Source organism: Suilimivivens sp., from assembly GCF_037359455.1.
GTDB classification, from domain to species: domain Bacteria; phylum Bacillota; class Clostridia; order Lachnospirales; family Lachnospiraceae; genus Suilimivivens; species Suilimivivens aceti.
This window is the reverse complement of sequence record NZ_JAXXXI010000035.1, coordinates 169,038-182,658: the sequence shown is the minus strand read 5'-3', so window position 1 is coordinate 182,658 and position 13,621 is coordinate 169,038. Positions and strand designations below refer to the sequence as shown.

The following is a 13,621-nucleotide window of genomic DNA, read 5'->3' as shown; positions in this document are numbered from 1 at the left end:
GCACCTATAAATATTTATCCCAGAATTCCTCCAGGGTAATCCCTTCTTTATTTATGATTTCTGCAGCTTCCCTGCCAACATATCTGAAATGCCATGGTTCAAATTCAATCCCGGTAATATCTTCTTTTCCCTTGGGATAGCGGAGGATAAAGCCATACTTACAGCTGTTCTCCGAAAGCCACTGTCCAGCTTTTGTCTCTGCAAAACCTTCATCCAGAGTTACATAATCATTGGAAATAATGTCAAAGGCAAGTCCTGCCTGATGTTCACTGGCTCCCGGTACTGTTACCGCCTGGGAAGCCAGTGTATAGGCTTCCATATAAGTCATTCCCTTTTTCATATAATTTTCTATTTTTCTGTTGAACAGTCCTTCCTGGTAATTCAGATCCCTGTAAGGCGAACAGATAGCAAGCGTCACACCCTCATTCTCAGCATTCCGCATCATGACAAGCAGCTCCTCTATAATCCTTTCATCGCACTTCATCGTTCCCTTGATCGTCATGATATTGCCAAGAGTCAGTTCATAATCATCTGGAAGCGGATGCTGCTTGTTGATCAGGATCAGCTTCCAGTCATCTGCTGAAAATCCTTTCACTTCTTCTGCAGCACTGTCTGTATTTTCGTTACTGATCTGCATTTCAGACAGCTTGTCTTCATCCAGGATCTCTGACAGGGAATACTGATATTCTGCGGAGGTACCATGACTGTCCAGGATTTCTTTCTGCTCTTCTTCCGCAAAAGGATCCTTTCCCTCATCCTGATCTGCAAAGGATATGGAATCATCCTCCGACACAGCCTCTACCTGCCCCTTTTCTCCATCCACAAAGCCACTGTCCTTCTGGAATACCGGATAGGCAAAGCTGTTTCCCGCCATGAAACAAAGCAGGATAAACATCACGCAGGTAAAACGTTTGGTGCCACCCTTAAAATATTCAACAACCCTGAAGAACCAGATACTTACAGCAAGTCCGATGATAGCCGGTATTTTCAGCAGTCTGCTTTTTCTGCCCATATAAATGAAATAATCTAAAACCCGTTCTTTTAACGACCTTTTCATTTGTCCACCATGTATCATTTTTTCGTAATTCCATGCTTTTACACACACTTTTATCATAATACACAACTATAACATTTGTACAGGGGTTTCATGAAATAAGTTGCACCTATTATAAATTTTATTGCCAGAAACATAAGTTTTCGATATAATCAATATCATACTGTATTCTGTTAATAGAAATTAACAGAATACTTCAGATTATAAATCAGGGAAAGGATACATCCATGGCAGGCTCATCATTTGGAACGCTTTTTAAAATCACAACATTTGGAGAATCCCACGGCAAAGCTCTCGGTGTCATCGTAGACGGCTGTCCCGCAGGTCTTTCACTTTCCGAGCATGATATCCAGGTTTTTCTTGACAGGCGGAAGCCCGGTCAGACGAAAATCTCCACACCCAGAAAGGAAAATGATCAGGTCGAGATCCTCTCCGGTGTCTTCGAGGGAAAAACTACCGGTACACCTATTGCCATGATGATCCCCAATACTTCCCAGCGTTCCTCAGATTATGGTGAGATCGCAGTTACCTACAGACCAGGTCATGCTGATTTCAGCTTTGATTCCAAATTTGGATTTCGGGATTACAGAGGGGGCGGAAGATCCTCAGCCAGAGAAACCGCAGCACGGGTAGCTGCCGGTGCTATTGCAAGCAAAATTCTCTCTTCCATTGGAATACATCTGACAGCCTATACAAGATCCATCGGTCCTGTTTCCATTTCCGACGATCATTTTGATCCGTCAGCAATCTCCGAAACTTCAACCTGTATGCCTGACAGAGAGGCAGATGCAAGAGCCAGTGCTTTCCTTGCACAGTGCATGAAAGAACACGATTCTGCCGGCGGCGTAGTAGAATGTGTGGTAAGTGGTGTTCCTGCCGGGATTGGTGATCCGGTATTTGAGAAGCTCGATGCCATGCTTTCCATGGCTGTGATGTCTATTGGTGCTGTGAAGGCAGTAGAGATTGGTGACGGAATCGCGGCTGCTTCCAGAAAGGGGTCTGAAAATAATGATGCTTTCTATGCAGATCATGGTCAGATCAAAAAGAAGACAAATCATGCAGGAGGTATCCTTGGCGGCATCAGTGACGGCTCAGAGATTATTCTCCGGGCACACTTCAAGCCAACACCTTCCATCTTCCAGAAACAGCATACGGTAACAAATACCCTCGAAAATACAGAGCTTGAGATCAGAGGCCGCCATGACCCCGTTGTTGTTCCAAGAGCAGTTGTGGTGGTGGAGTGTATGACTGCCCTTACCATCCTGGATGCTTGCATGAAAAACATGACAGCAAGGCTTGACTATCTGGTAGATTTCTATCAGTCTTAATCTGCCAGAAGCCTTCTGGCAGATCTCCTGTCTTTTCTTACGGTTCTTCTGATGTGAGCTTATGGAAGATTACACAGTTCGGCTGGTCAACATCAATTTCCTTCCCGTTCATCACAATAATATTTTTTTTCAAATCCACGGTAAAAAATGTCATGGTATTGGATTCATGGTTCAGTGAAACAAGGTGCTTATTGTCAGGGAACAGTGTCGCATCCTTCGGATAATCTCCACTGATCGGCAGACAGAACAGCTTCTCAAGCATACCATTTCTCTGGTCGATCCTATAAACCACTACGCTGTTATCACCGGCATTGGAGCTTACCAGATACTGGAAATCATCAGATATGTTCAGTGCACTGGCTGCGGATCCGCCTGCATGATAGTCATTCAGTGTGGAAATGGTCTGTATCTTCTCAAATTCCGGTGAATCATGATGTTCATCTATGTAATAATGATATACATCTATATAATTCTTTAGCTCATGTACCACATACATATATCTGCCATCCTTGGAAAACTTCAGATGCCGTGGTGCCGATTCCTGCTCACTTCTGATAATATCAACCTGCTGGAGCCTGCCGCTCTCATGATCCAGTTCATAAACAACAATATGATCCATTCCCAGATCTGCAGCACACAGATATCTGTTATCCCTTGTCATCTTCACACAGCTGATATGCGGCCTGAAATTCCGCTCTGCAATGCTGCCAAGTCCTCTGTGAAAGATCTCATCTGTGATCTCACCGACAGAACCATCAGAATTAACACGGAGTGCCGTCAGCTTGGCATCATGATAGCCTGCGACAAATAAAAACTTATCATCATAATCAGTAGAAAGATAACATCCTCTCATTCCATTGATGGATGCCCGGTTGATTGCTTCAAGCGTACCATCCTTCAGGATCCGGTAAGCCTCTACACCAAAGTCGGTAATGGAATAAAGATACTTCTGGTTATGGGAAATCGTCACATAAGAAGAATTGGTGATCTCTACTCTGTCCTTTTCTGTAAACCTTCCATGGTTCATATCCACATCATAAATTCGAATTCCGCAGCTACTCTGGTTACCAGAGGTATAAGCGGATACATACGCTACATATTTTCCTTTACTCATAGTCGTGTCCTTCCTGCTTCTTTCTGGATATCGTCAGACATGAAAGTTTCTTCCTTTCGTCTGCGTTTATTATATCTCCTGTCCTGCCTCAAATCAATCAAAATAAACCTCTTTTTTTATTTTGTAATTTTCCTGTAAAATCTGTTGACTTTCCTTTATCTGTATGTATAATAAATGGCAGTGCCGGTTTAGTAAAAGTAAACTTCAAGTTTATTATTTCTTCATCACTCGTGTGCTGGCAGACTGGAGTATTTATGGAAATTGGAAAAAAAATAAAAGATCTTCGTATCCAGAAAAATCTCACACAGGAGGAGCTTGCTGACCGCTGTGAGCTGTCAAAAGGCTTCATTTCCCAGCTGGAGCGGGACTTAACTTCTCCCTCCATTGCCACACTGATCGATATCCTGCAGTGTCTTGGCACTGACCTGAAGCACTTTTTTAATGACTCTGATGATGACCAGATCAGCTTTAAGGAAACCGATTATTTTGAAAAAACAGATGAAGCCCTCGGTAACCGGATCGAATGGATCATCCCGAATGCACAGAAAAATATGATGGAGCCGATCCGTATCACACTGGAAAAAGGAGGCTCCACCTACCCTGACAATCCTCATGAAGGAGAAGAGTTCGGTTATGTACTGTCCGGCAGCATCTGTCTGATCCTCGGAAACCGTACCATCCGTGTAAGAAAAGGAGAATCCTTTTACTTTACCGCTAATACCACACACTACATCAGAGCCAGTGAAAAAACCGGTGCAACACTGATCTGGGTCAGTGCACCCCCCAGTTTTTAAACCATAAATCCAACAAGGAGAACCGTAATGAACAAGAAATTAATCGATCTGCAGCATATTACCAAATCCTTTGACGGCCAGATGATCCTGGACGATTTAAATCTCTATATCCGTGAAAATGAATTTCTGACTCTCCTTGGTCCAAGCGGATGCGGCAAGACCACTACCCTGCGTATCCTGGGCGGTTTTGAAACACCGGATCAGGGTCATGTGATCTTTGATGATCAGGATATCACAAAGCTTCCGCCAAACAAACGGCAGTTAAACACCGTATTCCAGAAATATGCCCTTTTTACCCATATGACCATTGCTGAAAATATCGCCTTTGGTCTGAAAATCAAGAATAAATCAAAGTCCTATATTAACGACAAGATCGCCTATGCCCTGAAATTAGTGAATCTGGAAGGCTACGGCAACCGTATGCCTGATTCCTTAAGCGGCGGCCAGCAGCAGCGTATCGCTATCGCAAGAGCTATTGTCAACGAACCCAAGGTTCTTCTTCTGGATGAACCCCTTGGTGCCCTTGACTTAAAGCTCAGACAGGATATGCAGTATGAGCTGATCCGTCTGAAAAATGAGCTTGGCATTACCTTCATCTATGTCACACATGATCAGGAAGAAGCGCTCACCATGTCTGATACGATCGTGGTCATGAATCAGGGCTATATCCAGCAGATCGGTTCTCCTGAAAAGATCTATAACGAGCCCGAGAATGCTTTTGTTGCTGACTTTATCGGCGATAGTAATATCATCGGCGGCATCATGATCGAGGATAAGCTGGTAGAGATCCTTTCTGCAAGGTTTCCCTGTGTGGATACCGGCTTTGGGACAAACCGTCCCGTTGACGTTGTGATCCGCCCTGAGGATGTCATCCTCTCTTCTCCTGCAGACGGAAGACTGGCCGGTATCGTAACCCATCTGATCTTCAAGGGTGTCCACTATGAAATGGAGGTCACCACCCCTGATGGCTATGAATGGCTTGTCCATTCTACCGGTATGTATCCTGTAGGCACACAGGTTGGTATTGATGTGGATCCTTTTAATATCCAGATCATGCACAAGCCTGCATCTGAAGATGAGGAGGCTGTAAAGATCGATGAATAACTTTCGCAAAAAACTGCCCGGTACCCCCTACTTTTTCTGGTCCGTGCTGTTCATCATCATTCCTTTATGCATGGTGTTTTATTACGGTCTGACAGATAAAAGTGGTGCCTTTACCTTGGAAAATATCATAGCAGTCACAACAAGGGAACACAGCAAGGCATTATGGCTCTCGCTCCTTCTGTCCCTGATCGCAACTGTGATCTGTCTGCTGCTCTCTTACCCGCTTGCCATGATCCTGTGCAGCAGGAAAGGCGGTCAGCACAGCGTGATCGTATTTATCTTCATCCTTCCCATGTGGATGAATTTCCTGCTGCGTACCCTTGCCTGGCAGACACTGCTCGAAAAGACCGGCGTGATCAACAGTATCCTTTCTTTCCTGCATCTGCCGGCTTTAAATATCATCAATACACCGCAGGCCATCGTCCTTGGCATGGTATATAATTTCCTGCCTTTTATGGTACTGCCGATTTATAATGCCCTTGCCAAGATTGATGAAAACGTGATCAATGCCGCCAGGGATCTTGGTGCCAGTCCGGTCCAGGTATTTTTCAAGGTAATGCTTCCCCTGACACTCCCCGGCATCATCAGTGGTATTACCATGGTATTTATCCCTGCACTGACAACCTTCGTGATCAGTAATCTCCTTGGGGGAAGTAAGGTTCTTCTGATCGGCAATGTCGTAGAACAGGAATTTACACAGGCCAGCAACTGGCATCTTGGAAGTGGACTTTCCATCGTCCTGATGCTGTTTATCCTGCTGAACATGATCGTTTCTGCAATCTTCGATAAAGAGGGGGAGGGCTCTGTATTATGATCAAAACGGCTGCTAAAAAGTTTTATGTGTTTCTGATCTTTCTCTTTTTATATGCGCCCATTGTCACACTGATCGTTCTGTCCTTGAACGCCAGCAGGACAAGGGCAAAATGGGGCGGCTTTACTACCAGATGGTATGTTTCCCTGTTCCGGAATGATGCCATTATGAACGCCCTGCTCAATACACTTACCATTGCTCTCATTGCTTCCCTGACAGCTACCGTCATCGGAACCATTGCCTGCATTGCCATTATCAATATGAAAAAGAAATCCAGAGCCATCTGGATGGGGATCACTAATATCCCCATGCTGAATGCGGATATCGTAACCGGTATTTCCCTGATGCTGCTCTTTTTAAGTCTAGGACTTAAGTTTGGCTATGGAACGATCCTGTTAAGCCATATTACCTTCTGCATCCCGTATGTAATCCTAAGTGTCATGCCGAGGATGAAGCAGTTTAATACCAGTACCTTCGAGGCTGCCCTGGATCTTGGTGCAGGGCCTGTATACAGCTTTTTCAAAGTGGTGCTGCCGGATATCCTGCCCGGTGTCCTATCCGGCTTCCTGATGGCATTTACCATGTCACTGGATGATTTTATCATCACCCACTTTACCAAGGGTGCCGGTGTGGATACCCTTTCCACCAAGATCTATACCGAAGTCAAAAAAGGGATCAAGCCGGAAATGTATGCCCTTTCCACACTGATCTTTATAACGGTACTGATCCTGCTCTTACTGATCAATAAAGCGCCTGCTGACAAAAAGCAGAAAGCCTAAGATATATTTTATTTATGATGAAGGAGATACTACAACAATGAAAAAGAAATTACTTGCTGCCATTTGCCTTTCCTTTACCTTTTCCCTGCTGCTGACAGGCTGCGGCGCTGCAAAAAGTGAAAACGGTGAAGTTGTTGTCTACAACTGGGGAGAATATATCGATCCTGATACTCTGACCATGTTTGAGGAAGAAACCGGAATCCATGTGGTTTATGATGAATTTGAGACCAATGAGATCATGTATCCCAAGGTTGAGGCCGGTGCCACTGCCTATGATGTGATCTGCCCATCCGATTATATGATCCAGAAGATGATCCAGAATGATCTTCTTGCCGAGATCAATTTTGACAATATCCCCAATGTGAAAAATATCGGTGACCAGTACTTTGAACAGTCCAGGGAATTTGACCCGGAAAATAAATATTCCGTTCCATACTGCTTTGGAACTGTTGGCATCCTGTATAACAAGACCATGGTGGATGAGCCGGTAGACAGCTGGTCCATTCTCTGGGATGAAAAATACGCAGACAGCATTCTGATGCAGGATTCTGTCAGAGATGCCTTCATGGTAGCCCTGAAGCTGAACGGCTATTCCATGAATACCCTGGATGAAAGCCAGCTTGCTGCTGCCAGAGATTCTCTGATCACCCAGAAGCCCCTTGTGCAGGCCTATGTCATCGACCAGGTCAGAGATAAAATGATCGGCAATGAAGCTGCCATCGGTGTGATCTATTCCGGGGAAGCTATCTATACGCAGAGAGAAAATCCTGATCTTGAATATGTGATCCCGAAGGAAGGCACCAATGTCTGGATCGACAGCTGGGTGATCCCGAAGAACGCATCCAATAAGGAAAACGCAGAGACCTTTATCAACTTCATGTGCCGGGACGATATTGCCCTGATGAATTTTAAATACATCACCTATTCTACCCCCAACATGGCTGCCCGTGAGTTGATCGAGGATGAGGATATCAAAAACTCCTCCATCGCATTCCCAGATTTCTCTGATTACCAGAATCTGGAAACCTTCCAGTATCTTGGTGAAGAGGGTGATGCTCTTTATAACGATTACTGGAAAGAAGTAAAGGCACAATAGAATACAGGGACGCAGAAGGTCTGACCTGTCTGCGTCCCTGTTCTATTACGGTCTGATCTGACCGTTACCGGTAATTCTGTATTTATAGCTGGTCAGCTCTCTAAGTCCCATTGGGCCTCTTGCATGGAGCTTCTGGGTACTGATCCCGATCTCAGCACCAAAGCCAAATTCAAATCCATCAGTAAACCTGGTAGAGGCATTTACATAAACACAGGCTGCATCCACTTCATTCAGGAATTTCTCTGCATGCTCCCTGTTTTCTGTAATGATCGCCTCAGAATGCTTCGTATTATATTTATTGATATGAGCAATAGCCTCGTCTACATTCTTTACCGTCTTCATAGAGATAATGGCATCCAGATATTCTGTTCCGTAGTCCTCTTCTGTGACCGGTACACAATTGATCACTTCACCGATTTTCTCATCTCCCCGGATCTCTACACTCTTTTCAGAAAGTGCTTTTGCCAGATCTGGAAGCAGCTTTTCCCTGATCTTTTCATGGACTACCAGAGATTCACAGGCATTGCATACGCCAAGGCGCTGGGTCTTGGCATTGATGATAATGGGAATAGCCTTTGCAAGGTCTGCATCCTCATCAATATAAATATGACAGTTTCCGGTACCTGTTTCGATAACCGGTATGGTACTGTTTTCCACCACACTGCGGATCAGTCCGGCTCCACCTCTCGGAATCAGGACATCCACATATTCCTTCATTTTCATAAATTCCATGGTCACCGCCCGGTCTGTGACATCAATAAAGGAAATTGCATCCTCTGTCACACCGCTTTTCTCAAGTCCTTCACGGATCACGGAAACGATCGCCTTATTGGAATAAAGAGCATCACTTCCACCCTTTAATATTACGGCATTGCCGCTTTTAAAGCAAAGTGAAAAAGCATCTGCCGTCACATTTGGTCTGGATTCATAGATGATCCCGACAACTCCCAGCGGCACTCTTCTCTTTTCGATTACAAGACCATTGGGTCTGTGAATGGTTTCCAGCAGCTCTCCTACAGGATCCGGCAGCTGTGTTACCTTTTCGATCCCTTCTGCCATTCCTTTTATTCTCTCTTCTGTCAGTCTGAGACGATCGATCAGTCCTGCCTTCATTCCCTTTTCTTCTGCTCTTGCAAGATCCTTTTCATTAGCCGCAAGGATCCTGTCTGTCTCTGTCACAAGGGCTTCTGCTATCGTAAGCAGTGCCCGGTTCTTCTCCTTTTCAGAAAGCTTCTGTACCTCATATTTTGCCTGCACGGCTTTCTGCCCTGTTTCCTGTAAAGCTGTCATATACTTCCCCCTTCTCTCAGATATGTCTGATCACTTCAGATTCCGTGATCACCATATCCACCCTTCTGTCCTGTTCCTCACAGGGTATTGTAACCGGTGCAATCTGTACATCAAAGGCGAGTCCCGCACTTTTTACAGAGGGAAAAGCCTTAAGGAATCTGTCATAGAATCCCTTTCCATAACCCATCCTGTTTCCGGATCTGTCAAATACAGAGCCAGGTACCAGCACAAGTGTCTTCTGCCCTGCTATTTCCTCTGTGAACAGTTTTTCCTTATCCTCCTGTGGTTCCCGGATATCCTGATAGCCTGCATGAAGGTCAGACAGGGATCTGATTTCATAAAAAGAAATTGTCATTCCCTCTACCACAGGTGCGAAAACATGCTTTGGCGCTTCCGACAGAAACATCTCCTCAACCAGTCCGGTCGTCATCACCTCACTGCGGTAATCCATATAGACAAGTACATTCTCAGCCTCCTGAAACTCCGGCTGTTTTCTGATGTTCTCCCAGATCTGCATACTCTTCTGGAGCCGTACCTCTGCCCCCAGAGCATCCCGATATCCAAGATACTTACTTCTGATACCCTGTTTGTGCATCCTGCTTTTGTTCTCCATAGGCAATCCTCCCTGCAATTTCTTCAGCAACCTTTATTCCATCCATAGCGGCAGAAGTAATACCCCCGGCATAACCGGCACCCTCTCCACACGGGAATAATCCTCTGATATCAGATTCCAGACGTTCATCCCGAAGGATCCTGACCGGGGATGAGGTTCTGCTTTCCACCCCTTCGATCAGAACACTGCTGTCTGAAAATCCCGGAATCACTCTTGAAAAATCCTCCATGCCACGGACAAAATCCCTGGAAAGCTCCTTTGGAAGTATATCATGTACCTTTCCAAATGCCCACGCTCCTTTGATACATGGAGAAAAATCTGGTGGAACATGCTCTGCGCATTTTCCCTTTCTGTCAAAGGGCTGTGATGCATCTGTCCCTGACACATCAGTTTTTTCGTCAGCTTCTCCCGGCAGGACGGCTTCCCTGAACGTGCCAAGAAGCTCTACCGGCACTCTTCCATTCCCTGCAAGATATGCCCTTCTTTCCAGTTCCCGCTGAAAAGCCACACCTGACAACGGGTCTGTCCCGTCTCCATAATCAGAAGGATCAATAGTAATAATCACAGCACTGTTGGCATTTTTACTGTCCCGTTTATAATAGCTCATCCCATTCACAGCCAGATGTCCCTCTTCCGAAGAAGCATTTACCACATAGCCTCCAGGACACATACAGAAGGAATATACCCCTCTTCCACCCACGGATGCTGTCAGCTTATAGGGTGCACTGCCAAGGATCTCATTTTCATCCATTCCATACTGGGCATGGTTGATCAGCTTCTGTGGATGCTCTACCCGGAATCCTACCGCAAAGGGCTTTGGCTCCATGGGCACCTTCATTTTCTGCAGTGCTGCAAAGGTATCCCTTGCACTGTGTCCGGGCGCCAGTACCACATAAGAAGCTTTCAGTGTCTCATGGTTATTGATCTCAACACCGGTGATCCTCCCATTCTCTATCAGCAGATCCGTCACTTTGGACTGAAAGCGGATCTCACCCCCATTTTCAAGGATGGTTTTCCGCATATTCTGAATAACATGATATAATACATCCGTTCCGATATGGGGTTTATAATCATATAATATTTCTTCCGGTGCCCCTTCCCTGACAAAGATGGAAAGTACTTTACGATTCCGTCCTGATTTATCCTTTACCAGGGTATTCAGCTTGCCATCTGAAAAGGTCCCTGCACCGCCTTCTCCAAACTGTACATTGGACTCCGTATCAAGAACTCCCGTCTCCCAGAACTTCCGGACATCACAGGTACGTTCCTCTACTGATTTTCCCCGTTCTAACAGAACAGGCTTAAAACCGGCTTCCGCCAGCATATAACAGCAGAACAGTCCTGCAGGTCCTGCACCAATGATAACCGGTCTCTCTTTCCCCTGATAACCCTGTACTGGGAAATGATATTCTGATCTTTCCATCTGCATGACCTGTTTCCTGTCACAACGTTTATAAACCTGATCTTCCTTTTCTGCTTCTACATCTATACTGTACTGAAAAAACAGCTCCGGCTTTTTCCTGGCATCTACAGACCTGCGTAAGATTGTATAGGACGGTGTTTTTGAAAGCCGCAGCACCTTCCGGATCTTCTGTTCCAGTTCTTCTTTTGTATGGGTGATCGGCAGTTTTAATTGACTGATTCTGAGCATTTCTAGTTCCTTATTGTATTTTCTAACTAAAGTTTTCGTATCAACATTCCCTGTAACGGTCTTTTCAGATCATTGCCTTCTGGCTGCACTTCTTCCAGCTATGACACCGCTTGTCCAGGCGAACTGTAGATTATAGCCTCCGCACTTCCCATCCACGTCCAAAAGCTCTCCGGCAAGATACAGCCCCTTCTGTTTCAGGGACTCCAGATGCTCCGACACTTCCTCCAGTGGAATACCACCTGCACAGACCTGTGCATGTTCTATACCATTTGACTGTTCAATATGTACGGTAAGCTTCCTGTAGCAGGACATCAGCTTTCTGGTTCCGGAGAGCCCGATCTCCTTTATTTCCAGCTCCTTTTTTAATCCCTGCAGATGCAGTATGGCTCCATTCAGCTTACTGTTTGTAAGTCCAAGCACAAAATCAGAAATTTTATATCCATTCAGCTTTTCATAACGGTCAATGACCATTTCTTCAAAGGCTTCCTCTGTAAATTCCGGCAGAAGATTTATCTCCGCTGTCACTTTTCTTTTTTCAAGAAGAGCATATCCTGCTACCCTGCTGAACTGGAACACCGGAATCCCGGAAATCCCATAATCAGTAATCTGCAATTCTCCTTCTTCTTCTGCCAGCCTCCTGCCATCTGCCAATAATGTGATGCGTGCTTTTGTCCGGACCCCTGCTGCTTCCTTCAGAAAAGGATCGCTGCACCGAAGCTGTACAAGTGCCGGGACTACTGGATTTAGATGGTGCCCGAAGCCTTTAGCCAGACGATAGCCATAAAAATCCATTCCCTTATTCAAGGATGCAGGACTTCCGCAGGCAAGGATCAGTCTGTCAAAAGCCTCTTCCTTCTTTTCATATCTGACAAGAAACTGCTGTTTCTTCTGATGAAAACAGGCCTCTGTTATCTCTGTCTCACACAGAACTCTTACATGATGTTTTTCAAGGTTTCTCTCAAGCACATCCCTGATCGTTGCTGCCTGTTCTGTATAAGGATAAAGATAACCATTCCTTTCTCTGATCAGGATTCCGTTCTCCTCAAGGAATCTGATCATATCCTGACAGGAAAATTCATGAAAGAAGTTTTCCAGTTTTGATTTATCCTTACAGTAATACATTCCCATATGAAAATCAAGATTACTGAAGTTACATTTTCCATTACCGGTCGCTAAAATCTTCTTACCAGCTTTATTATTCTTTTCAAAGACAGTCACACTTGCTTTCTGCTCTGTGGCAGCTATCGCTGCCATCATTCCGCACGCTCCGCCGCCTATAATTGCAATTTTCATCTTTTCTCCATTCCCATCAGCTCGAATAAGATTCCAGGAAGTGATACAATTCACTCTCTGTCCTGATCAACTTCATATGAATGATCTCATTCTGAAGCTCCCATGGCAGATTTTCAAGAAGGATCCCTGTATTGAGATACATATGCGTCAGACTTCTGTCGTACACAACCACCTTGTGGTCTTCACAAACAAGATAATATCCTTCTTCAGCTTTTTCATAATTCTTCCGTACAACGACTCGGTCTCCGGAAAAGGATAACAGTTCAACACCGGACAGACCTTCTTCCTGATCCGTCAGAGAAGGACTCTTTTCATAAAGCTCAAGTTCCTGCTGAAGCTCTTCCCTTGTCAGTCCTACATATTTCTGCGGCGCATTTTCTTCCTTTTCTGACATTTCCCCAGTAAAAGCATCATAGGTCATAACGATATAGTCTGTATCAGCTGTCAGAACCGGTGTCTTCTGATATCCTGTTTCTATCACAGTATCTTCTGATTCTTCTTCTGTTTCTTTCTGCTTTTCCTTTACAGTTGTTCCTTCTCCAGGATAAAAAAAACGCTCTGCCATCCCCCCGGAAAAGGCACCTATCGTAAACATGACAGCCGGATAGATAAAAAACAGGCTGATACGTTTTACAAATTTCATAGCAATTCACCTTTTACTATTCCTTTTTATAAACAGTATCAGCCAAAATAT

Annotated in this window: 12 protein-coding genes and 1 pseudogene; 6 read left to right on the top strand and 7 right to left on the bottom strand. The window is 44.9% G+C overall.

Features of this window, described 5'->3' with window-relative positions:
- Window positions 1-4: 4 nt before the first annotated feature.
- A complete protein-coding gene (locus tag WJQ40_RS05950; RefSeq protein ID WP_337405292.1) occupies window positions 5-1,057 on the bottom strand; it encodes a M15 family metallopeptidase in 1,053 nt (350 codons plus the stop codon).
- A 224-nt stretch (window positions 1,058-1,281) separates the two neighbouring features.
- Between WJQ40_RS05950 and aroC the strand changes: the two genes are divergently transcribed.
- The gene (gene aroC / locus WJQ40_RS05945; protein WP_337538628.1) at window positions 1,282-2,382 is read left to right on the top strand and encodes a chorismate synthase; all 1,101 of its coding nucleotides are present in this window, start codon (window positions 1,282-1,284) and stop codon (window positions 2,380-2,382) included.
- Window positions 2,383-2,419: 37 nt separating this feature from the next.
- Here aroC and WJQ40_RS05940 read toward each other — a convergent pair whose 3' ends face one another.
- Complete coding sequence (locus WJQ40_RS05940; protein WP_262573193.1) at window positions 2,420-3,496, bottom strand: lactonase family protein; 1,077 nt, start codon at window positions 3,494-3,496, stop codon at window positions 2,420-2,422.
- Window positions 3,497-3,750: 254 nt separating this feature from the next.
- Between WJQ40_RS05940 and WJQ40_RS05935 the strand changes: the two genes are divergently transcribed.
- The 5 genes and pseudogenes from WJQ40_RS05935 (at window position 3,751) to WJQ40_RS05915 (ending at window position 8,080) form a co-directional block, all read left to right on the top strand.
- On the top strand, window positions 3,751-4,290 hold the full coding sequence (locus WJQ40_RS05935; RefSeq protein WP_337538624.1) for a cupin domain-containing protein: 540 nt from the start codon (window positions 3,751-3,753) through the stop codon (window positions 4,288-4,290).
- Between the two features lie 27 nt (window positions 4,291-4,317).
- Window positions 4,318-5,394, top strand: a complete 1,077-nt coding sequence (locus WJQ40_RS05930; RefSeq protein WP_337538619.1) for an ABC transporter ATP-binding protein — start codon at window positions 4,318-4,320, stop codon at window positions 5,392-5,394.
- Window positions 5,387-6,208, top strand: a complete 822-nt coding sequence (locus tag WJQ40_RS05925; protein WP_262573197.1) for an ABC transporter permease — start codon at window positions 5,387-5,389, stop codon at window positions 6,206-6,208. Before WJQ40_RS05930 ends, WJQ40_RS05925 begins: the two co-directional genes overlap by 8 nt.
- Window positions 6,205-6,969: pseudogene (locus WJQ40_RS05920) on the top strand (ABC transporter permease); the annotation flags it as partial. The gene WJQ40_RS05925 and the pseudogene WJQ40_RS05920, both read left to right, overlap by 4 nt.
- Window positions 6,970-7,021: 52 nt before the next feature.
- Complete coding sequence (locus WJQ40_RS05915; protein ID WP_337538615.1) at window positions 7,022-8,080, top strand: ABC transporter substrate-binding protein; 1,059 nt, start codon at window positions 7,022-7,024, stop codon at window positions 8,078-8,080.
- Window positions 8,081-8,125: 45 nt separating this feature from the next.
- Here the strand turns inward: WJQ40_RS05915 and WJQ40_RS05910 are convergent, their stop codons facing one another.
- The 5 genes from WJQ40_RS05910 to WJQ40_RS05890 all read right to left on the bottom strand — a co-directional run bounded on the left by WJQ40_RS05910 (window position 8,126) and on the right by WJQ40_RS05890 (window position 13,570).
- Entirely contained in the window at window positions 8,126-9,370 is a 1,245-nt protein-coding gene (locus WJQ40_RS05910; RefSeq protein WP_337538612.1) for a glutamate-5-semialdehyde dehydrogenase, read from the bottom strand.
- 16 nt (window positions 9,371-9,386) lie between these two features.
- Window positions 9,387-9,983, bottom strand: coding sequence for a 5-formyltetrahydrofolate cyclo-ligase (locus WJQ40_RS05905; protein ID WP_337405298.1), 597 nt, complete (start codon window positions 9,981-9,983; stop codon window positions 9,387-9,389).
- Window positions 9,940-11,634, bottom strand: a complete 1,695-nt coding sequence (locus tag WJQ40_RS05900; protein ID WP_337538608.1) for an FAD-dependent oxidoreductase — start codon at window positions 11,632-11,634, stop codon at window positions 9,940-9,942. Before WJQ40_RS05900 ends, WJQ40_RS05905 begins: the two co-directional genes overlap by 44 nt.
- Before the next feature lie 69 nt (window positions 11,635-11,703).
- Entirely contained in the window at window positions 11,704-12,927 is a 1,224-nt protein-coding gene (locus WJQ40_RS05895; protein WP_337538605.1) for an aminoacetone oxidase family FAD-binding enzyme, read from the bottom strand.
- Between the two features lie 16 nt (window positions 12,928-12,943).
- Window positions 12,944-13,570, bottom strand: a complete 627-nt coding sequence (locus WJQ40_RS05890) for a hypothetical protein (RefSeq protein ID WP_118796897.1) — start codon at window positions 13,568-13,570, stop codon at window positions 12,944-12,946.
- Window positions 13,571-13,621 lie beyond the last annotated feature (51 nt).

Excerpts from the sequence above, each read along its gene's own strand:
- WJQ40_RS05910 (WP_337538612.1), bottom strand. The coding sequence starts at position 9,370 with ATGACAGCTTTACAGGAAACAGGGCAGAAAGCCGTGCAGGCAAAATAT.
- WJQ40_RS05890 (WP_118796897.1), bottom strand. The coding sequence starts at position 13,570 with ATGAAATTTGTAAAACGTATCAGCCTGTTTTTTATCTATCCGGCTGTC.
- WJQ40_RS05940 (WP_262573193.1), bottom strand. The coding sequence starts at position 3,496 with ATGAGTAAAGGAAAATATGTAGCGTATGTATCCGCTTATACCTCTGGT.
- WJQ40_RS05935 (WP_337538624.1), top strand. The coding sequence starts at position 3,751 with ATGGAAATTGGAAAAAAAATAAAAGATCTTCGTATCCAGAAAAATCTC.
- WJQ40_RS05950 (WP_337405292.1), bottom strand. The coding sequence starts at position 1,057 with ATGAAAAGGTCGTTAAAAGAACGGGTTTTAGATTATTTCATTTATATG.
- WJQ40_RS05915 (WP_337538615.1), top strand. The coding sequence starts at position 7,022 with ATGAAAAAGAAATTACTTGCTGCCATTTGCCTTTCCTTTACCTTTTCC.
- WJQ40_RS05930 (WP_337538619.1), top strand. The coding sequence starts at position 4,318 with ATGAACAAGAAATTAATCGATCTGCAGCATATTACCAAATCCTTTGAC.
- WJQ40_RS05905 (WP_337405298.1), bottom strand. The coding sequence starts at position 9,983 with ATGGAGAACAAAAGCAGGATGCACAAACAGGGTATCAGAAGTAAGTAT.
- WJQ40_RS05895 (WP_337538605.1), bottom strand. The coding sequence starts at position 12,927 with ATGAAAATTGCAATTATAGGCGGCGGAGCGTGCGGAATGATGGCAGCG.
- aroC (WP_337538628.1), top strand. The coding sequence starts at position 1,282 with ATGGCAGGCTCATCATTTGGAACGCTTTTTAAAATCACAACATTTGGA.
- WJQ40_RS05900 (WP_337538608.1), bottom strand. The coding sequence starts at position 11,634 with ATGCTCAGAATCAGTCAATTAAAACTGCCGATCACCCATACAAAAGAA.
- WJQ40_RS05925 (WP_262573197.1), top strand. The coding sequence starts at position 5,387 with ATGAATAACTTTCGCAAAAAACTGCCCGGTACCCCCTACTTTTTCTGG.